This window comes from Streptomyces sp. NPDC030798 (assembly GCF_055572275.1).
Map to the genome: position 1 here is coordinate 280,295 of NZ_JBVIDR010000010.1, position 19,109 is coordinate 299,403.

The 19,109-nt window shown below is 69.9% G+C and carries 18 protein-coding genes and 1 tRNA gene; 11 read left to right on the forward strand and 8 right to left on the reverse strand.

All coding sequences use genetic code 11. The features are described from left to right. Positions 1 to 224: 224 nt before the first annotated feature. Both ACZ404_RS24045 and ACZ404_RS24050 read left to right on the forward strand, forming a co-directional pair. Positions 225 to 785 (forward strand): peptidylprolyl isomerase, encoded by a 561-nt coding sequence (locus ACZ404_RS24045; protein ID WP_468443095.1) that lies wholly within the window; start codon positions 225 to 227, stop codon positions 783 to 785. Positions 786 to 897: 112 nt separating this feature from the next. Further along, positions 898 to 1,788, forward strand: coding sequence for a rhomboid family intramembrane serine protease (locus ACZ404_RS24050; protein ID WP_468443097.1), 891 nt, complete (start codon positions 898 to 900; stop codon positions 1,786 to 1,788). A gap of 248 nt (positions 1,789 to 2,036) precedes the next feature. Here ACZ404_RS24050 and crgA read toward each other — a convergent pair whose 3' ends face one another. Beyond that, complete coding sequence (crgA, locus tag ACZ404_RS24055; RefSeq protein WP_061922326.1) at positions 2,037 to 2,291, reverse strand: cell division protein CrgA; 255 nt, start codon at positions 2,289 to 2,291, stop codon at positions 2,037 to 2,039. Positions 2,292 to 2,443: 152 nt separating this feature from the next. Here crgA and ACZ404_RS24060 point away from each other — a divergent pair, with 152 nt between their 5' ends. The 6 genes from ACZ404_RS24060 to ACZ404_RS24085 are packed head-to-tail and all read left to right on the forward strand — an operon-like array spanning position 2,444 to position 6,640. Then, a complete protein-coding gene (locus ACZ404_RS24060) occupies positions 2,444 to 3,232 on the forward strand; it encodes a DUF881 domain-containing protein (protein WP_468443099.1) in 789 nt (262 codons plus the stop codon). A gap of 21 nt (positions 3,233 to 3,253) precedes the next feature. Next, entirely contained in the window at positions 3,254 to 3,943 is a 690-nt protein-coding gene (locus ACZ404_RS24065; protein WP_468443101.1) for a class E sortase, read from the forward strand. A gap of 54 nt (positions 3,944 to 3,997) precedes the next feature. Next, entirely contained in the window at positions 3,998 to 4,159 is a 162-nt protein-coding gene (locus tag ACZ404_RS24070) for a hypothetical protein (protein ID WP_468443103.1), read from the forward strand. Beyond that, positions 4,156 to 4,794 (forward strand): aminodeoxychorismate/anthranilate synthase component II, encoded by a 639-nt coding sequence (locus tag ACZ404_RS24075; RefSeq protein WP_468443105.1) that lies wholly within the window; start codon positions 4,156 to 4,158, stop codon positions 4,792 to 4,794. Before ACZ404_RS24070 ends, ACZ404_RS24075 begins: the two co-directional genes overlap by 4 nt. Next, positions 4,791 to 5,870 (forward strand): class E sortase, encoded by a 1,080-nt coding sequence (locus ACZ404_RS24080; protein ID WP_468443107.1) that lies wholly within the window; start codon positions 4,791 to 4,793, stop codon positions 5,868 to 5,870. The genes ACZ404_RS24075 and ACZ404_RS24080 overlap by 4 nt, the downstream gene beginning before the upstream one ends. Before the next feature lie 14 nt (positions 5,871 to 5,884). After that, on the forward strand, positions 5,885 to 6,640 hold the full coding sequence (locus ACZ404_RS24085; protein ID WP_468443109.1) for a class E sortase: 756 nt from the start codon (positions 5,885 to 5,887) through the stop codon (positions 6,638 to 6,640). A gap of 58 nt (positions 6,641 to 6,698) precedes the next feature. Here ACZ404_RS24085 and pknB read toward each other — a convergent pair whose 3' ends face one another. The 6 genes from pknB to ACZ404_RS24115 form a co-directional block, all read right to left on the reverse strand. Beyond that, positions 6,699 to 8,696, reverse strand: a complete 1,998-nt coding sequence (gene pknB, locus ACZ404_RS24090) for a Stk1 family PASTA domain-containing Ser/Thr kinase (protein ID WP_468443111.1) — start codon at positions 8,694 to 8,696, stop codon at positions 6,699 to 6,701. Between the two features lie 174 nt (positions 8,697 to 8,870). Then, the gene (locus ACZ404_RS24095) at positions 8,871 to 10,343 is read right to left on the reverse strand and encodes a peptidoglycan D,D-transpeptidase FtsI family protein (protein WP_468443113.1); all 1,473 of its coding nucleotides are present in this window, start codon (positions 10,341 to 10,343) and stop codon (positions 8,871 to 8,873) included. Then, complete coding sequence (locus tag ACZ404_RS24100) at positions 10,340 to 11,791, reverse strand: FtsW/RodA/SpoVE family cell cycle protein (RefSeq protein ID WP_468443115.1); 1,452 nt, start codon at positions 11,789 to 11,791, stop codon at positions 10,340 to 10,342. Before ACZ404_RS24100 ends, ACZ404_RS24095 begins: the two co-directional genes overlap by 4 nt. A 27-nt stretch (positions 11,792 to 11,818) precedes the next feature. Next, positions 11,819 to 13,372, reverse strand: coding sequence for a Stp1/IreP family PP2C-type Ser/Thr phosphatase (locus ACZ404_RS24105; RefSeq protein ID WP_468443117.1), 1,554 nt, complete (start codon positions 13,370 to 13,372; stop codon positions 11,819 to 11,821). Positions 13,373 to 13,512: 140 nt separating this feature from the next. Continuing rightward, entirely contained in the window at positions 13,513 to 14,031 is a 519-nt protein-coding gene (locus ACZ404_RS24110) for an FHA domain-containing protein FhaB/FipA (protein ID WP_468443119.1), read from the reverse strand. Positions 14,032 to 14,041: 10 nt separating this feature from the next. Beyond that, entirely contained in the window at positions 14,042 to 14,902 is an 861-nt protein-coding gene (locus tag ACZ404_RS24115) for an FhaA domain-containing protein (protein WP_468443120.1), read from the reverse strand. A 466-nt stretch (positions 14,903 to 15,368) separates the two neighbouring features. Between ACZ404_RS24115 and ACZ404_RS24120 the strand changes: the two genes are divergently transcribed. After that, positions 15,369 to 15,452 (forward strand) — tRNA-Leu (locus ACZ404_RS24120). A 238-nt stretch (positions 15,453 to 15,690) separates the two neighbouring features. Here the strand turns inward: ACZ404_RS24120 and ACZ404_RS24125 are convergent. Next, positions 15,691 to 16,743, reverse strand: coding sequence for a serine hydrolase domain-containing protein (locus tag ACZ404_RS24125; protein WP_468443121.1), 1,053 nt, complete (start codon positions 16,741 to 16,743; stop codon positions 15,691 to 15,693). 279 nt (positions 16,744 to 17,022) lie between these two features. On the opposite strand from ACZ404_RS24125, the gene ACZ404_RS24130 reads away from it, so the two are divergent. Continuing rightward, positions 17,023 to 17,691: a response regulator gene (locus ACZ404_RS24130; protein ID WP_468443123.1), complete on the forward strand. Its 669-nt coding sequence runs from the start codon at positions 17,023 to 17,025 to the stop codon at positions 17,689 to 17,691. 153 nt (positions 17,692 to 17,844) lie between these two features. Continuing rightward, entirely contained in the window at positions 17,845 to 18,960 is a 1,116-nt protein-coding gene (locus ACZ404_RS24135) for a sensor histidine kinase (RefSeq protein ID WP_468443125.1), read from the forward strand. The last annotated feature ends 149 nt before the right edge of the window (positions 18,961 to 19,109 follow it).

Sequence of the window (19,109 nt, forward strand, 5' to 3'; positions counted from 1 at the left end):
GGCGTACGGTAATTCGACTTTCCACCCTTTTACGGATCATGCCTGCCAACGACCTGTGCGGCATGCGAGGGCGGGCATATGGGTGCAACCGGAGCTTCCCGACGACACTGTCACGAATCGCCGCCGCGCGCCCCCGCACCGCGGGAACTCGTCGCAGCCGGACGCCGGCGGCCCCGACGCGTGCGAGGATCGAGGAGTCACACGAGAAAAACGGAAGGCACACCGTGGCCGAGCAGCTCTACGCCACCCTGAAGACCAACTACGGCGACATCGAGGTCCGGCTCTTCCCGAACCACGCGCCGAAGACGGTCCGCAACTTCGTGGAACTCGCCCAGGGTGAGCGTGAGTGGATCCACCCCGGCACCGGGGCCAGCACCACGGACCGCCTCTACGACGGCACGATCTTCCACCGGGTCATCAGCGGCTTCATGATCCAGGGCGGCGACCCGCTCGGCACCGGCATCGGCGGTCCCGGCTACCAGTTCGAGGACGAGTTCCACCCGGACCTCTCCTTCAACCGGCCCTACCTGCTGGCCATGGCCAACGCCGGCCCCGGCACCAACGGCTCCCAGTTCTTCATCACCGTCTCCCCGACGACCTGGCTGAACCGCAAGCACACCATCTTCGGCGAGGTCACCGACCCCGCCGGCCAGAAGGTCGTCGACGCCATCGCGGCCGTGCCCACCACCCCGCCGAACAAGCGGCCGGTCAACGACGTCGTCCTCGAGACGGTCGTCGTGGAGCGGCGCGGCCGGGAGGTCACCATGGACAAGCGCGAGGACTGAGCCCCACCGCGCCCCGGACGCACGCGGGGAACCAATCGCCCCGCTCGTCCGTAAGGAAGGGCGGGGCGGGGTATTGCCGGGGGAAGAGCCCACCGACCAGCAAGGGGACGCCATGGACCAGGCCGCAGGCAGCGCGCAGCACGCCCGGAGCCTGCCCGTGTGCTACCGGCACCCGGACCGCGAGACCGGCGTGCACTGCACCCGCTGCGAGCGCCCCATCTGCCCCGAGTGCATGGTCAGCGCCTCGGTCGGCTTCCAGTGCCCCGACTGCGTGCGCGCCGGCTCCGGCACGGGCCACGCGCCGGCCGCCTCCCGCCCGCGAACGATGGCGGGCGGCACGGTCACCGCGGACCCACGGCTGGTCACCAAGATCCTGATCGGCATCAACCTCGCCGTGTTCCTGGTCCAGCTGTCCCTCGGTGATCGTTTCACCACCCGGTTCGAGCTCGTCGGCCAGGCCTACACCCCCCTGCTCAGCGGGGTGCAGGGCATTGCCGAGGGCCAGTACTACCGCCTGCTGACGGCGATGTTCCTGCACGGCGGCTACGCCCACATCCTGTTCAACATGCTCAGCCTGTGGTGGATCGGCGGCCCTCTGGAAGCCGCCCTCGGCCGCGCCCGCTACCTCACCATCTACTTCGTCTCGGGCCTGGCCGGCAGCGCACTCACCTACCTGCTCGCGGCACCGAACCAGCCCTCGCTCGGCGCCTCCGGCGCGATCTTCGGGCTCTTCGGCGCCACCGGCGTGCTCATGCGGCGGCTCAACTACGACCTCCGGCCGCTCGTCGCCCTGCTGGTGATCAACCTCGTCATCACCTTCACCCCGGCCATGCACATCGCCTGGCAGGCCCACATCGGCGGCCTGGTCGCCGGCGTCGTCACCGGGTACGCCATGCTGCACGCCCCGCGCCGGAACCGGGGGCTGGTGCAGTACGGCACCTGTGCCCTGGTGCTGGCCGTGGCGGTGGTGCTGACGCTGGTCAGAACGGCTCAGCTGAGCTGATACCGAACCGTTGTCCACAGTCCGTGGCGGATCTTGTGCATTCCGTGCGAGCACAGCTGCGCCCCCTGCCGCTCGGATGTGTTTCCGCAGGTCAGGCAGGGGGCGAACGGGTGTACGCAGGCCGGGGACGCAGTCACACCGGCGTCAACGTCCCGGGGGTTATCCACAGATCGTAGTCTTTTCCCCAGGGCCCTGTGGACAGCGCTACAGCCTGTGGATAACTCAGAGCGACCGCGGCCGCCGCCGCGCTACTTCCACTGCGTGGAGACACCGAAGCCGGCGGCGATGAAGCCGAAGCCCACCACGATGTTCCAGTTGTCCAGGCTGTCGATCGGCAGCGAACCGTCCGTCACGTAGAACACGACGATCCAGGCCAGACCGATGAGGAACATGGCCAGCATGACGGGCGCGACCCAGGCGCTGTTGGTCAGCTTGATGGCCTGCGCCTGCTTCGCGGGCGGCGGCGTGTAGTCGGCCTTCTTGCGGATACGTGACTTCGGCACGAGGGTCTCTCCTGTCGATGCGCTGCGTGGCCGCGCAGATAACTGGGTCGGGCTCGGGGCAGCGTACAAGGGGACAGTAAGGGCACGCTGAGTGCTCCCCCGGACGTCCGTTAGCGTAGTGCTTCCGCGGCGCCGAAGGAGATAAGGGTACGTTGAGCAATTCTGCCGACTCCCCCGGGACGGGATCAACGGGTTCCGGCCCCCTGCGTGCGTCCCGTGTGCGGCCGGTGCGGATTCTGACGGTGGCGGTGTTCGCGCTGGCCGGCCTCCTCTTCATCACCAGCTTCAACACGGCCAAGGGCACCGACATCCGCCAGGACGCCTCCCTGCTGAAGCTGTCCGACCTGATCCAGGAGCGCAGCCGCAAGAACCAGGGCCTGGACGCGTCCAACGCCACGCTGCGCGACCGCGTGGAGTCGCTCGCCGAGAGCGACGACGGCAGCACCAAGGCGCAGGACGAGAAGCTCAGCGGCCTGGAGAAGAGCGCGGGCACGCAGAAGGTCACCGGCAGGGCGATCACCGTCACCCTCAACGACGCCCCGCCGAACGCCACCGCCAAGCTCCCCGGCTACCCCGAGCCGCAGCCCGACTACCTGGTCATCCACCAGCAGGACCTGCAGGCCGTGGTGAACGCCCTGTGGCAGGGCGGCGCGAAGGGCATCAAGGTCATGGACCAGCGGCTGATCTCCACCAGTGCCGTGCGCTGCGTGGGCAACACCCTGATCCTCCAGGGCCGCGTCTACTCACCGCCGTACAAGATCACGGCGGTCGGGGACCCCGGCAAGCTGCAGCAGGCGCTCGCCGCGAGCAAGGCGATCCAGACGTACATGGTGTACGTCAACGTCTACGGGCTGGGCTGGAAAGTCACCGAGGACGGGACGGTGACTCTGCCGGGCTACTCGGGCACAGTGGACCTGCACTACGCGAAGCCCGTGCAGTAGCCGTCCGCTCAGGAGCCGCCGGTGCGCGTGATCGTCAGGACCGTCAGCGAACTGTGCATCACCGTCGGCAGCCTGATCGTGCTCTTCGTGGTCTACGTGCTGTTCTGGACCGGCGTCCGGGCCGACGGCGTGATGAACGACCAGATCGACCAGCTGCACCAGCAGTGGTCCCACGGCGCCGTGCGGCCCACGGCGGGTGTCGAGGGTTCCGGGGCGGGCGCGCCGAAGCCGGCGGCGTACCACTACGGCCGCCCCTTCGCGATCATGTACATCCCGCGGCTCGGTTTCACGTGGAACAAGCCGGTGCTCGAGGGCACCGGCACGGACGTGCTGAAGAAGGGCCTCGCCCACTACGCCGGCACCGCCCGGCTCGGCCAGGAGGGCAACTTCGCGGTCGCCGGGCACCGGCGCACCTACGGCGACCCGTTCCTGGACTTCCCGCGGCTGCGGCCGGGGGACGCGGTCGTACTCACGGACGGAACGACCTGGTTCACGTATCGGATCGACAAAGGGCCCTACAAAACCGTGCCCACCGACGTTGAGGTGATCGACCCTGTGCCACGTAACTCCGGGTACAGGCGTCCGGGCCGGTACCTGACGCTGACCACGTGCGATCCGGAATGGGGGCACAGCCACCGGCTGATCGTCTGGGCGCACCTGGACTCCACACAGCCTGTGGACGCAGGCCAACCGAAGGCTCTGCGCCGTTAGTCTGGTGTGGTACGGCGTGGGTTACCGGTGCCGTGGTGAAACGGAAGGGACGGCATGTACGGCTGGATCTGGCGGCATCTGCCGGGCAATGTGTGGGTGAAGGCATTCATCTCGCTCGTACTGGTCCTGGCCGTGGTCTACATCCTCTTCCAGTACGTCTTCCCGTGGGCCGAGCCGCTGCTGCCCTTCAACGATGTGACGGTGGACAACCAGTGAGTGCGCGGATTCTCGTCGTCGACAACTACGACAGCTTCGTCTTCAACCTCGTCCAGTACCTGTACCAGCTGGGTGCCGAGTGCGAGGTGCTGCGCAACGACGAGGTGTCGACCTCGCACGCCCAGGACGGCTTCGACGGCGTGCTGCTCTCCCCGGGCCCGGGGACGCCGGAGCAGGCCGGGGTGTGCGTCGACATGGTGCGGCACTGCGCCACCACGGGCGTACCGGTCTTCGGCGTGTGCCTCGGCATGCAGTCGATGCAGGTGGCGTACGGCGGTGTGGTGGACCGGGCGCCCGAACTGCTGCACGGCAAGACCTCGCTGGTGGAGCACGAGGGCAGGGGCGTCTTCGCCGGGCTGCCGTCCCCCTTCACGGCGACGCGCTACCACTCGCTGGCCGCCGAGCCGGCGACGGTCCCGGCCGAGCTGGAGGTGACCGCCCGCACGCACGACGGCATCATCATGGGCCTGCGCCACCGGGAACTGCCCGTCGAGGGTGTGCAGTTCCACCCCGAGTCGGTGCTGACCGAGCACGGGCACCGGATGCTGGCCAACTGGCTGGTGGAGTGCGGCGACGAGGGTGCGGTGGCGAGGTCGGCGGGGCTCGCCCCGGTGGTGGGCAGGGCCACGGCGTGACCGCGCTGCGCCCGGAGCGCGAGACCGATACCTCGTACGGGGATCAGTCGTACGGGGCTTCCGGTGCGCTGGGTGACTGGAACGCGGCGGGCGCGGCATACGAGGAGCAGCCGTACCGGCCTCCTGCGGACGACGAGACGATGGCGCTGCGGATCCCCATCCCGCCGCCCGCCCGGGAGAGCGCGCCCCTGAGCGCCTCTGAGGGTTCATCGGCCCCTCCTGCCACGGGAACCACACCAGGAGGCCGGGCGGCCCGCAGAAAGGCCGCCAAGCGGCGTGGCGGCCGCCATGGCGGCACGGCCCGGGAGGCCGCGGCTGCGCAGGCGTCCGCGACCGGGGGCGCCGCCGGGCCCGAGCGGCCGCTCTCGCGGGTCGAGGCGCGGCGGCAGGCGCGGTTGCGCAAGGCGAGTCCGGCCGTCATCGCGAGCCGGGCGATCGGCGAGGTGTTCATCACCACCGGTGTGCTGCTGCTGCTGTTCGTCACCTACCAGCTGTGGTGGACGAACGTGCGCGCGCACGCCCAGGCGGGCAACGAGACGCACCAGCTGCAGGACGACTGGGCGAGTGGCAAGCGGGCCCCGGGCGTGTTCGAGCCCGGGCAGGGCTTCGCGATCCTGCACATCCCCAAACTGGACGTCGTGGCGCCGATCGCGGAGGGCGTCAGCAACAAGAAGGTGCTCGACAAGGGGATGGTCGGGCACTACGGCGAGGCCCCGCTGAAGACGGCGATGCCGTCCGACAAGACCGGCAACTTCGGCCTGGCGGCCCACCGCAACACGCACGGCGAGCCGTTCCGGTACATCAACCGGCTCAAGCCCGGCGACGCCGTCGTGGTCGAGACGCAGGACTCGTACTTCGTGTACAAGGTGACGTCGATGCTGCCGGTGACGCCGCCGTCCAACACCAGTGTGCTGAACCCGATACCGAAGGGCTCCGGGTTCACCAAGCCGGGCCGGTACATCACGCTCACCACGTGCACGCCGGAGTTCACCAGCAAGTACCGGCTGATCGTCTGGGGCAAGATGGTCCAGGAACGCCCGCGCAGCAAGGGCAAGCCGGACGCGCTCATCGAGTAGGGGCTAAGGGAACAGTGGCAGGGACCGCCGACGACACCGAAGAGCACACGGACGCGTCCGGCGCGCCGCCCGCCCCGCGCCGCAGGCGCGGTGGCCGGATCGCGGCGGCCGTCAGCGTCTTCGGTGAACTCCTCATCACGGCGGGCCTGGTGCTCGCCCTCTTCGTCCTGTACTCGCTGTGGTGGACGAACGTGATAGCGGACCGCAAGGCGGACAAGGAGGCCGGCAAGGTCCGCCAGCACTGGGCCCACTCCACCGACGCCGGCCCCGGGGCGCTGGACACCAAGGACGGCATCGGCTTCCTGCACGTACCGGCCATGAGGAACGGCGAGGTCCTGGTCGAGAAGGGCACGGGCACGGACGTCCTCAACAACGGCGTGGCCGGCTACTACACGGACCCCGTCAAGGCGGCCCTGCCCATGACCGGCAAGACGGGCAACTTCGCCCTGGCCGCCCACCGCGACGGCCACGGCGCGAAGTTCCACAACATCGACAAGCTGCGCAAGGGCGACCCGATCGTCTTCGAGACGCGGGACGACTGGTACGTCTACAAGGTCTACTCGATCCTCCCGGAGACCTCGAAGTACAACGTCAAGGTCCTCTCGGCGGTCCCGAAGGAGTCCGGCAGGAAGAAGGCCGGCCACTACATCACCCTGACGACCTGCACCCCCGTCTACACCTCGCGCTACCGCTACGTGGTCTGGGGCGAACTGGTCCGCGTGGACAAGGTCGACAGCAAGCGCACACCACCGAAGGAACTGCGGGGCTGACGAGAGGCCCCTGCCGGGAAGTCCTGGCAGGGGCCCACGTGTCGGTGCCGGTGCTGGGTCAGCCGTTGGTGCCGCCGAAGAAGGTGGTGCCTCCGTCGTCGCCGCCGTTGTTGCCGTTCTGGCCGCCGATGGTGACCAGGTTGACCGCCGTTCCCTGCTGGACCGTGTTGCCCTGGCCGGGGTCCGACGAGAAGACGATCGCGTTGTCGTCCTGCGAGCCCTGGATGTTGCCGACCTGCAGGCCCGCCTGCTTCAGCAGGTCCTTGGCCTCCTTCAGCTTCCGGCCCTGGATCTGGGGGACCTGGACCTGGTTGTTCTGAAGCTTGCCGACGTTGATCGTGACGGGGGTGTTCTTGCCGACCTGCTGGCCCACCGCCGGGCTGGTCGAGATGACCTTGCCGTCCTGGTTGGGGTCGTTGGTCGGGGTGTCGGCGCAGGTCGGCGCCAGGCCCAGCTGGGTCAGCTCCGCCTTGGCGTCGTCGCAGGACTTGCCGACCACGTCCTCGGGGACGGTGATCTTGGCCTCGGCCTTGGCGACGGTCAGGGTGATCGTGGCGCCCTTCTCGACCTCCTTGCCGAGGCTCGGGTTCTGCTCGAGGACGGTGCCCGGCTGCTCCGTGGAGACCTTCGTCTTCTTCACGACGTTGAACTGGTACTTGTCGCTCTCGAGCGTCGCCTTGGCGTCGTCGAAGCTCTGGCCGAGGACGCTGGGCACCGCGACCTTGGGCGCGCCGGTGGACACCGTGAGGGTGACCGTCTCGCCCTTCTTCACGCTCGTCTTGGCGGCCGGGTCCTGGTCGCAGACGTTGTTCTTGGGCTGGTTGGCGCACCGCTTCTTGGTGATCGACACCTTCAGGCCGACGTTGTCGGCCATGTTCCGCGCGGTGTCCACCGGCTGGCCGACGAAGTTCGGCACCGGCACGTTGCCGTTGCCGGTGTTCCCGCCGCTGGTCACCCACTTGCCGATCAGGATGGCGCCCACCAGGACCAGGATGCCCGCGATCACCAGCAGGACGGTCGAGGTGTTGCTCTTCTTCTGCTGGCGGCGGCGGTCCGGTCGGTCGTCGTAGCCGTAGCCGCCGTCGTCCGGGTTCATCGGCGGCAGCATGGTCGTCGCCGCCGCGCCGCCCGCGTCCTGGCGCAGCGCCGTCGTCGGCTGGTCGTCGGGGTAGCCGCCGTAGCCCACCGCGCCCATCGCGGCGGTGGCCGCGACCGGCTGGCCGTCCAGGCAGGCCTCGATGTCGGCGCGCATCTCGTCGGCCGACTGGTACCGGTAGTTCGGGTCCTTGACCAGCGCCTTCAGGACGATCGCGTCCATCTCCGGCGTGATCTCCGGGTCGAAGACCGACGGGGGTTGCGGTTCCTCGCGGACGTGCTGGTAGGCGACGGCGACCGGGGAGTCGCCGACGAAGGGCGGCCGTACCGTCAGCAGCTCGTAGAGCAGACATCCGGTCGAGTACAGGTCCGAGCGCGCGTCGACCTGTTCGCCCTTGGCCTGCTCCGGGGAGAGGTACTGGGCCGTGCCGATGACCGCCGCGGTCTGGGTCATGGTCATGCCGGCGTCGCCCATCGCGCGGGCGATGCCGAAGTCCATCACCTTGACCTGGCCGTTGCGGGTCAGCATGACGTTGGCCGGCTTGATGTCGCGGTGCACGATGCCGTTGCGGTGGGCGTACTCCAGGCCCTGGAGGATGCCGATGGTCATCTCCATCGCACGCTCGGGCAGCAGCTTGCGGCCGGAGTGCAGCAGCTCACGGAGCGTGGAGCCGTCCACGTACTCCATGACGATGTACGGGATCGAGACCCCGTCGATGTAGTCCTCGCCCGTGTCGTAGACCGCGACGATCGCGGGATGGTTGAGCGAGGCGGCCGACTGGGCCTCCCGGCGGAAGCGGGCCTGGAAGGACGGGTCGCGCGCGAGGTCCGCGCGGAGCGTCTTCACCGCCACGGTGCGGCCGAGGCGGGTGTCATGCGCGAGGTAGACCTCGGCCATGCCACCACGGCCGAGCACCTGGCCCAGCTCGTACCGGCCGCCGAGGCGACGCGGCTCTTCCATAGCTACCTACCAGCCCTCTCCGTCGGTCTCGGCCGCACGTGTCGTGTGCGGCCCGAGGCTGCCGTCCGGGCCTACCGTACCCGGCTCGCTCTGTGTGACCTGGCCAAGCCCGTAACCCGATACAGGACCGGTATCCCAACGTGCAACGATGTGAAGGGGACGTGAGCGGGGTCACTACTTGGACTTGATGACCGCCTCCATGACGTTCTTCGCGATCGGGGCGGCCAGGCCGCCACCGGAGATGTCATCGCGGTTGGCGCCCTCGTCCTCGATCACCACGGCCACGGCGACCGGCGAGCTGCCGTCGGACAGCTTGGCGAAGGAGATGAACCACGCGTAGGGGTTCGCGCTGTTGGCCACACCGTGCTGCGCGGTACCGGTCTTGCCGCCGACGGTGACGCCGGGGATCCGCGCGTTCGTGCCGGTGCCCTTCTCGACCACCGTCTTCATCATGTCCTGCAGGATCTGCGCGTTCTGCGCCGACAGCGGCCGGCTCAGCTCCTCCGGCTCGGTCTTGGCGACCGGGTCGAGGTTGGAGGACTGCAGCTCGTCGACCATGTACGGCTTCATCAGCTTGCCGTCGTTGGCGACCGCCGAGGCGACCATGGCCATCTGCAGCGGGGTGGCCGCGGTGTTGTACTGGCCGATGGAGGACAGCGCGGTCTGCGACTGGTTCATGCCGCTGGAGAACACCGAGGCGTTGGACCGGACCGGCGTGAACTGCTCGGAGTCGAAGCCGAACTTCTTCGCCTCGGCGAGCATCTTGTCGTTGCCGAGGTCGGAGCCGACCTTGCCGAAGACGCTGTTGCAGGACAGCCGCAACGCCTCACGCAGGGACACGTTCTTGCACTGGATGTTGCCTTCGTTCTTCAGTGGCGTCGTCGTGCCCGGCATGATCCACGGCAGTGGCGACTTCGTCGGCTCGTCGGCCGACTTGTACAGCCCGTTCTCCAGCGCGGCCGCCGCCGTGACCACCTTGAACGTCGAACCCGGCGGGTAGGTCTCGCGCAGCGCCCGGTTCAGCATCGGATCGGCGGGGTTGTTCTTCTTCTGCAGCTTGTTCCAGGCCTTGGCGTCGGCGTCGGAGTAGCCCGCGAAGGACGAGGGGTCGTACGAGGGGTAGGAGGCCAGCGCGAGGATCTTGCCGGTGGACGGCTCCAGGGCGACGACCGCGCCCTTGCCGCCCTGAGCCTTCAGGCCGTTGTACGCGGCCTTCTGGGCGGCCGAGTTCAGCGTGGTGACGACGTTGCCGCCCTGCTGCTCCTTGCCGGTGATCATGTCGAGGGTCTTGCGGAAGAAGAGCCGGTCGTCGTTGCCGGTGAGGATGCCGTCGTTGATCTTCTCCAGCTGGCTGCCGTCGAAGGCCTGGGAGGAGTACCCGGTGACCGGGGCCCACATGGGCCCGTCCTTGTAGGTGCGCTTGTACTTGAAGTCGCCGTGCTTGGACTCGACCGACCCGGTTATGGGGTCGCCGTCGACGACGATGTCGCCGCGCGGGTGGGCGTAGCGCTCGATGGGGACCCGCCGGTTGTCCTTGTCGCTCGCCAGCTTGTCGGCCTGGACGTACTGGAGGTAGTTGTCCCGGATCAGCAGGGCCAGGATGAGCAGGCCACAGAAGATCGCGATGCGGCGCAGGGGCTTGTTCATGACGGGCGGACCACCTGGGTCATCTCGGCGTCGGGGTTGGCGGCGGGAGTGGGCGCCGGGCGGCGGGCGGTGTCGCTGATGCGGATGAGGATGCCGATCAGTGCCCAGTTGGCGACCACGGAGGAACCGCCGGAGGCCAGGAACGGCATGGTCATACCGGTCAGCGGGATGAGGCCCATCACACCGCCGGCCACGACGAAGACCTGGAGGGCGAAGGCGCCGGACAGACCGACGGCGAGCAGCTTGCCGAACGGGTCGCGGGCGGCCAGGGCGGTGCGCACACCGCGCTCCACGATCAGGCCGTAGATCAGCAGGATCGCCATGATGCCCGCCAGGCCCAGCTCCTCGCCGAAGGTCGCGAGGATGAAGTCGGAGTTGGCGGCGAAGCCGATCAGCGCGGAGTGGCCCTGGCCCCAGCCGGTGCCGAGGGTGCCGCCGGAGCCGAACGCCCACAGGGACTGCTGCAGCTGGTCGGAGTGGAAGACGCCGTCGTGGGTGACCTGGCGGCTGAGCCGGTACTCGCGCATCGGGTTGAGCCAGGCGTTGACACGCGTCTGGATGTGCGGCTCGAAGCTCGCCACGCCGACCGCGCCTGCCGCGGACATCAGCAGACCGAAGACGATCCAGCTGGTCCGCTCGGTGGCGACGTACAGCATGATCACGAACATGCCGAAGAACAGCAGCGACGTACCGAGGTCGGTCTCGAAGACGAGGATGAGGATCGAGATCGCCCAGACGACCAGGATGGGTCCGAGGTCGCGGCCACGCGGCAGATACAGTCCCATGAAGCGCCGGCTGGCGAGGGCCAGGGCATCACGCTTGACCATGAGGTACCCGGCGAAGAAGACCGCAAGGACGATCTTCGCGAACTCTCCGGGCTGGAGGGAGCCGAGGCCGGGGACCCTGATCCAGATCTTGGCGCCGTAGATGTCGGCCCCGAGGCCCGGCACCAGCGGCAGGATCAGCAGGACCAGGGCGCAGACCATGGAGATGTAGGTGTAGCGCTGCAGGACGCGGTGGTCCTTCAGGAAGAACAGCACCGCGGTGAACAAGGCGATGGCCAGCGCGGTGTACAACAGCTGGCGAGGCGCGGCCGGCGAGAAGTGGGGCAGCGACTGCAACGTCTTCGACTGGTCCAGCCGCCAGATCACCACCAGCCCCAGGCCGTTGAGCAGCGTGGCCAGCGGCAGCAGCAGGGGGTCGGCGTACGGGGCGAACTTGCGGACGGCGAGGTGGGCGACGCCGGCCAGCAGGCCGAGGCCGAGGCCGTAGGACAGCAGGCCGGCGGGCACCGAGTCGTTGATCGCGAGGCCCACGTTCGCGTAGGCGAACACCGGGATGACCACGGCGAAGACCAGCAGCGCCAGCTCGGTGTTGCGGCGGCTCGGCGCGCCGATGGCGCCGATCGTGGACGTGTGGTGCGACGGCGAATTCGTAGTACTGCTCATCGTGTGACGGGGCCTCTCACGGCGTGCCTACTGCTTGCCGCACTGATCGACGACCTTCTGCTCATCCTCGGAGAGGCTCGGGCCGGGCTGCGGAGTGGAGGTCGCGGACGGGTTCGGAGACTTCGAGGGCGAGGACGGGGACGTCTTGGACGCCGACGGGTTCGGCGTCGGTGATGCCTTGGACGTGAGAGAGGTACGGGTGGTTCCCGTGGTGCCTCCGGCCTCGCCCTGGCCCGTCTTGGCGTTCTTGTCGGTCTCGGCGGCCGCGCGCTCCGCCTGCTTCCGGCACGCGGAGGCCTGCACGGACAGGGCCTGGATCTTGGCCTGCGCCTGCTGCAGACCGCCCGCGGCGATGGTGTTCTTGACCTGCTTCTGCTGGTAGGGCGGCAGGTACTTGAGTTCGATCTCGGGGTGGTCCTTCTCGACCTTCGACAGCGACACCCACGCCAGGTCCTGGCTGATGCCGCGGTAGAGCGCCACGTGCTCGCCGTTGGTGCCGACGTAGTACTGCGTCTGCGTCCAGCGGTAGCCGCCGTACAGGCCGCCGCCGATCACCGCGAGGGTGAGCGCGCCGTACAGCGATCTCTTCAGCCACTTGCGGCCCTTGCGCGGCTTGACGAAGTCGTCGTCGGTGTAGTCGCCGAAGCTGCCGGCGGGGATGAAGCCGGTGGTGTCGCCCGAGCCGGGCGGGCCGAACTCGCCTCCGCCGCCCTGGCCGCGGCCCTGCCGGCCCAGGTTGGAGGCACGGCCGGCCGGGGTCTGCATGATGCCGTTGTCGTGCAGGTGGTGCTGGTTCTCGGCGACGGCGCCGACCACGACCGGGGTGTCGGACAGTTGCGCGGCGAGGGTGTCCCCGGTGTCCAGGTCGAGGACGTCGGCGACGATGACGGTGATGTTGTCGGGGCCGCCGCCGCGCAGCGCGAGCTGGATCAGTTCCTGGACGGTCTCCTGCGGGCCCTGGTAGCTGGCGAGGGTCTCCTCCATCGTCTGGTGGGAGACGACACCGGACAGGCCGTCGGAGCAGATCAGATAGCGGTCGCCGGCCCGGACCTCGCGGATGGACAGGTCGGGCTCGACGTGGTCGCCGCTGCCGAGGGCGCGCATCAGCAGGGAGCGCTGCGGGTGGGTGGTGGCCTCTTCCTCGGTGATCCGGCCCTCGTCGACGAGCCGCTGCACCCAGGTGTGGTCCTGCGTGATCTGGGTGAGGACGCCGTCGCGCAGCAGGTACGCGCGCGAGTCGCCGACGTGCACGAGGCCGAGCCGCTGCCCGGTCCACAGCAGGGCCGTCAGCGTCGTCCCCATGCCCTCGAGCTGGGGGTCCTCCTCGACCATGGAGCGCAGCTGGTCGTTGGCGCGCTGCACGGCGACGCCGAGCGAGGTCAGGATGTCGGAGCCGGGCACGTCGTCGTCGAGCGTGACCAGGGTGGAGATGACCTCGGAGGAGGCGACCTCACCGGCGGCCTGGCCGCCCATGCCGTCGGCGATCGCGAGCAGGCGCGGACCGGCGTAACCGGAGTCCTCGTTGCCCTCCCGGATCATGCCCTTGTGCGATCCGGCGGCAAAGCGCAGTGACAGACTCATGCGCACCTCGCCCGTCGGCTCCGAATGCAGCCGGTCGTGTCGAGCCACACTGCCCACCCTCCGGTCGGGAGCGCGCCGGCGGCCGGGTGGCGGCCTGCCGCTGCGTGCTCGCTCCACTCGCGCTCATTCATGATGTAGCACTACTTCCGCAGCTCGATGACGGTCTTGCCGATGCGGATCGGCGCGCCCAGCGGGATCGGCGTGGGAGTCGTCAGCCGGGAGCGGTCCAGGTAGGTGCCGTTGGTGGAGCCCAGGTCCTCGACGATCCACTGGCCGTCGCGGTCCGGGTAGATCCTGGCATGGCGGCTGGAGGCGTAGTCGTCGTCCAGCACGATGGTGGAGTCGTGCGCCCGGCCCAGGGTGATCGTCTGGCCCTGGAGCGCGACGGTGGTGCCGGTCAGGGTGCCCTCGGTCACGACCAGCTTGCTGGGTGCGTTGCGGCGCTGGCGGCCGCCGCCGCCCTGCTGGGCGCGCTGCTGCGGCGGAGCGGCGGCCTGCTGCCGGGCCGCCTGCGGGCGGGCGGCCTCCCTGCGGGCTGAGCGCTGGGTGACGCGCGTGCCGAACAGGTCGCTCCGGATGACCTGCACGGCCACGATCACGAACAGCCACAGTACGGCCAGGAAACCCAGCCGCATGACCGTGAGGGTCAGCTCTGACATTGCCCCCGCTTCACCCTTCGGCTTGCCGGTAAATGATGGTGGTGCTGCCCACGACGATCCGCGAGCCGTCGCGGAGCGTAGCGCGGGTGGTGTGCTGCCCGTCCACCACGATGCCGTTGGTGGAGCCGAGATCCTGGATCGTCGAGGGCGTTCCGGTCCGGATCTCGCAGTGCCGGCGGGAGACGCCGGGGTCGTCGATCCGCACGTCGGCCTCGGTGCTGCGGCCCAGCACGAGCGTCGGGCGGGAGATCTGGTGGCGCGTGCCGTTGATCTCGATCCAGTAGCGGGTGCGTCCGCCGCTCATCGGGGCGGCCGCGGGCCGCTGGGTGGCGGGCTGCGGGTAGCCGTAACCGCCGGGGCGGGCGCCGGGCGGCGGCGCGGACGGCATGGGGGGCGCTCCGGCGGGCGCGGCGGGCGGGTAGCCGTACCCGCCCGGGGCGCCGGGGCCGGGGCGGCCGGGGGCCGGGGCCGCGGGTGCGGCGCCCTGCTGGTTGCTGGAGGAGGCGAGGGTGCGGCTGCGCACCCGGTACAGGCCGGTGTCGAGGTCGTCGGCCTTCTCCAGGTTGACCTTGATCGGGCCCATGAAGGTGTAGCGCTGCTGCTTGGCGTAGTCGCGCACCATGCCGGCCAGCTCGTCGCCGAGCTGCCCGGAGTAGGGGCTGAGCCGCTCGTGGTCCGGCGCGCTCAGCTCCACGATGAAGTCGTTGGGTACGACCGTCCGGTCGCGGTTCCAGATGGTGGCGTTGTTGTCGCACTCGCGCTGGAGCGCGCCGGCGATCTCCACGGGCTGGACCTCGGACTTGAAGACCTTGGCGAAGGTGCCGTTGACCAGACCTTCGAGACGTTGCTCGAACTTCTTCAGGACTCCCATGGGGCACCTCCTCCGTCGTTCCCGCTCTGCCTTGCCCTGCTCTGTGCCGCTGTGCTGCCCGTACCGCCGCTCGCCGTACCGCCTGCTCGCCGTACCGCTTGCTGCCGTACCGCTCACTGATCGTATCTACGCGCCCGGCAATCAGCCGGTTCCCCCAGCGGCTCCCCTTCGAACTCCTTCTGTCATGGATCGTAGAGGGGGGCGAAGACCAGTGTCCCGCACCCGGCTGTGGACCCGGCCCGCCTCCTGGGGAGACGGCCGGGACCGGTACGAGGTTGATACGTGAACAGGCACTGGCTGAGACGTCCGGGGCGGGAGCGGGTGCTTTTCCGGCGGTCGGCCGGGGTTCGTACGGTGGCGGCCCCGGGTGACCAAGGGATGTGAACCCACCCCGTACGACGTGCTAATGTTCTGGGTGTCGGAAGGGGCGGGCCCACAAGGGCCGGAGCCGGAAGACACACCCAATGCGCGGGTGGCGGAATAGGCAGACGCGCTGGATTCAGGTTCCAGTGCCCGCAAGGGCGTGGGGGTTCAACTCCCCCCTCGCGCACAGAGAAGCCGATGAGACGGGTCTCTGCCGGTGACGGAAGTCACGGCAGGGGCCCGTTTCTCGTGCTGTCCGGGCTTGTGAGAGTTGCCACAGGCCGAGGGCGGGGCGGACGCGACCCCGTCCCGTCGGTGAGCTATCTCACGGGCGGGTCGACGACCGCGCCGCGCTCCGGCGCCGGTGCGGTACGCCGTCGTCGTCGGACCGGACGCGGCGCTCCTGCGGAGTCCGACGGGAGGGCTCAGGCGAACGCCAGGGAGCGGAAGGCGTCGCGCAGGGCGGTGAGGGGCTCGGGGTCCGCGGAGTAGTAGAGCCGGTTGGTCAGCAGCACCGCCCAGCGGCCCTGCCGGGGGGAGAGCCACACCGCTGTGCCGGTGCGGCCGTAGTGCGCCCAGATGTCGTCGGTCGCGGGGGCGGTGCCCGGCGCGGGGTGCCAGAGCAGTCCGCCGGCGGGTGTGCGGTCTTCGGTCCGGATCCGGAGCGACTCCTGGATCCAGGCGGAGCCGAAGCCCGGTTGCTTGCCGCCCTGGGCCGGCTGCAGCAGGTGGCGCAGGAAGGCCGCGAGGTCGGGGAGCACGGAGAACACTCCGGCGCTGCCGCACACGCCGCCGAGCAGACGGGCCGAGGAGTCCTGGGCGGTTCCCCGCAGCCGGGCCCCGGCGACGTCGTCGAGTTCGGTCGGTGCGCAGCGCGCGGCCGCCTCGGCGGGAAGGGGGCCGTAGGAGGTGCGCGTCATGCCCAGGGGCTGCCACACCTCGGTCGCCGCGAGGACGTCAAGGCCCTGACCGGAGAGATGTTCGGCGAGGTAGCCGAGGACCAGGGCGGCACGGTCGTCGTCCGTCACGGCATCGCCGGGCGGACGGAGCGCGGCTTCGCGCAGTACACCGTCGCGGATGTCCTGCGGGTCGGTGCCGTAGCGGCTGCCGAGGTCGCTCGGGAAGGGCACGGCGACGGTGCGGGTGAGCAGGTGGCGCGTGGTCACCCCACCGAGTGGACGGCCGTCCACCTCCGGCCAGAAGTCGCCCAGCGGCTCGTCGAGGTGCAGCGTGCCGTCGTCCACGAGTGATCCGACGGCCGGCCACACCGCGAGGATCTCCGTGAGGCCCGCGACGTCGAAGACCGTGTCGTGCCGCATCGGTTCGTCGGGCCGGTCGGGGTCCAGCACGCCGGGGGCGCCGATGACCATGTTTCCGCCGCGGTCGCCGATGGCCCAGGCGGCGCCGGGGTAGGTCTTGGCACGGACACCTTCGTCGACGAGGTGGCGGAGGCGGTCGATGTCGAGGTCGAGGGCCATGATCTCCCGATTTTCCGATCAGTCCTGAGCCGTAGGGTCTCTCGTCGCTCAGCGTAGTCAGCAGAGTGCGAAGGGTACGGCTGCGCCACGGGTGCATCGGGGAACGAGCCGCAGCGCACCACCGGCTGGGGCGGACGGCGCTCGAGGCGGATCACCTGCCGCGGCGGCCGACCGGCTGGGGCCAGGCCGCCAACCGGCGGGTATTGCGGCCCGGGCGCCGGAAGACGGCTGCCGCGAGGGTACGCATCCAGCGGCGGGCAGGCGACGAGCGGAGCGCACGTGATCCGGGTACTGGTGGTCGACGACGAAGCCCTGATCCGTACGGGCTTCACCCACATTCTCGACGAGGCGCACGACATCGAGGTCGTCGCGGCGGTACCCGGCGGCCAGGCCGTGCGCACCGTACAAGAGCTGCAGCCGGACGTCGTGCTGCTCGACATCCGGATGCCGGACGTGGACGGGCTCACCATCCTGGCCGAGCTGCGCCGCATGCCGCAGGCACCCGTGGTCGCCATGCTCACCACCTTCGACACCGACGAATACGTGACCACCGCTCTGCGGTCGGGCGCCGCCGGATTCCTGCTCAAGGACACCGATCCCGAGCAGCTTCCGCACCTGGTGCGCACCCTGGCCGAGGGCGGGGCCGTCCTGTCCTCCGAGGTCACCCGCCGGGTCGTGGACGGCTACCTCGACAACGGCGTGCGCGAGCCCACCGCTGTCCGCCTCGCGGCCCGGCTGACCGAGCGCGAGCGTGCCGTGCTCGTCCTCATGGCCGAGGGGCTCGCCAACCCCGACATCGGCGAACGGCTGCACCTGAGCACCGGCACGGTCAAGGGCCATGTCACCAGCGTGCTCGCGAAACTGCAGGTCAGCAGCCGCGTCCAGGCGGTCCTGATCGCCGAACGCGCGGGCCTGCTCACCTCGGAGCAGGGCGAGGGCGCCCGATGAGCCCGCTGCGGCCACCGGCCGTGCTCGGCGGGGAGCACGGCGAGGGTGCCCGATGAGCCGGCTGCGGCCACGGGCCGTGCTGCTCGGTGGGGAGCACGGCGAGGGTGGCGGGGAGTACGGCGAGGGTGGCGGGGAGTACGGCGAGGGTGCCCGGTGAGGCGCCGGCCGCCACGGGCCGTGCTGCTCGACCTCGGCCTCGTCGCGTGCGCGCTGGCGGACACCTGGATCAACGTCGGCACGGCGGACCGGCTCGCCGGGGCCTGCGCCCTGCTCGGGGCCCTCGCCCTCCTGCTGCGCCGCCGGCTGCCGCTGACCACCTTCCTCCTCACGCTGCCCACCGCTCTGATCACCGACGCCGTCGTCGCCCCGATGTCCGCGCTGTACACGCTCTCCTCGCTCAGCCGCCACCGCCTCCTGCTGGCCGGATGCGCCCTGACCTACGCGGTCATCGACTACATGCCCTGGCCGTGGTCGTCCGTGGACGCCACCGAGCTGGCCCAGACGAACAACCTGTTCCACCTCAGCTACACCGTGGCCACCGCGGCCGCCCCCGTCTTCCTCGGCCAGCTCGTCCAGGCCCGGAGCGAACTCTCCCTGCGGCTCGCCGACATCTCCGAGGCCCGCGAGCACGAACGGTCGCTGACCGTCCAGAGCGTTCTGGCCAAGGAGCGCGCCCAGCTCGCCCGGGAAATGCACGACGTGGTCTCCCACCAGGTCAGTCTCATCGCCGTACAGGCCGGAGCGCTCCAGGTGAGCAGCCGGGACGCAGAGACGAGACAGGCCGCGGCCACCATCCGCCGCCTCAGCGTGCAGACCCTGGAAGAGCTGCGGCACATGGTCAGCGTGCTGCGGGCCTCCGGGAGCAGCCCCACGCAGCTCAGCCCGCAGCCTTCCCTCGCCGACCTGGAGCGCCTGGTCGAAGGCAGCGGCATCGAGGCCAAGCTGGAGACCGACCTGCCCGAGGAACTGCCGCCCCCGGTCCAGCGCGCCGTCTACCGCACCGTCCAGGAAGCGCTGACCAACGTCCGCAAACACGCCCCGGGCGCCACCGCCACCGTCCGCATCCACCACCGGGACGGTGCCGTCCACGCCACCATCACCAACACCGCCCCGACCCGACGCGCCTTCGCCCTGCCGAGCGCCCACCACGGCCTGCTCGGCCTGTCCCAACGAGCCGAACTCCTCGGCGGCACCGTCACCTCCGGGCCTACGGCCCAGGGGGGATACGAACTCTGCTTGAGGCTGCCCGTGGAGTGGGAGCAGCGGTAGGGCCGGTGGTTCACATGGGCCACACGAGTCACATGGGCCACATGGGCCACACGGGTCGCCTGGGCCGGTGCGGGTGCCGGTGCCGCCGTCCGGCGGCGAGGGTGTGCCGGCCGGTCGGCGGGGTGGCTTCGGACACCTGGCGGATGGTG

Excerpts from the sequence above, each read along its gene's own strand:
- ACZ404_RS24050 (WP_468443097.1), top strand. The coding sequence starts at position 898 with ATGGACCAGGCCGCAGGCAGCGCGCAGCACGCCCGGAGCCTGCCCGTG.
- ACZ404_RS24070 (WP_468443103.1), top strand. The coding sequence starts at position 3,998 with ATGTACGGCTGGATCTGGCGGCATCTGCCGGGCAATGTGTGGGTGAAG.
- pknB (WP_468443111.1), bottom strand. The coding sequence starts at position 8,696 with ATGGAAGAGCCGCGTCGCCTCGGCGGCCGGTACGAGCTGGGCCAGGTG.
- ACZ404_RS24095 (WP_468443113.1), bottom strand. The coding sequence starts at position 10,343 with ATGAACAAGCCCCTGCGCCGCATCGCGATCTTCTGTGGCCTGCTCATC.
- ACZ404_RS24100 (WP_468443115.1), bottom strand. The coding sequence starts at position 11,791 with ATGAGCAGTACTACGAATTCGCCGTCGCACCACACGTCCACGATCGGC.
- ACZ404_RS24105 (WP_468443117.1), bottom strand. The coding sequence starts at position 13,372 with ATGAGTCTGTCACTGCGCTTTGCCGCCGGATCGCACAAGGGCATGATC.
- ACZ404_RS24110 (WP_468443119.1), bottom strand. The coding sequence starts at position 14,031 with ATGTCAGAGCTGACCCTCACGGTCATGCGGCTGGGTTTCCTGGCCGTA.
- ACZ404_RS24115 (WP_468443120.1), bottom strand. The coding sequence starts at position 14,902 with ATGGGAGTCCTGAAGAAGTTCGAGCAACGTCTCGAAGGTCTGGTCAAC.
- ACZ404_RS24125 (WP_468443121.1), bottom strand. The coding sequence starts at position 16,743 with ATGGCCCTCGACCTCGACATCGACCGCCTCCGCCACCTCGTCGACGAA.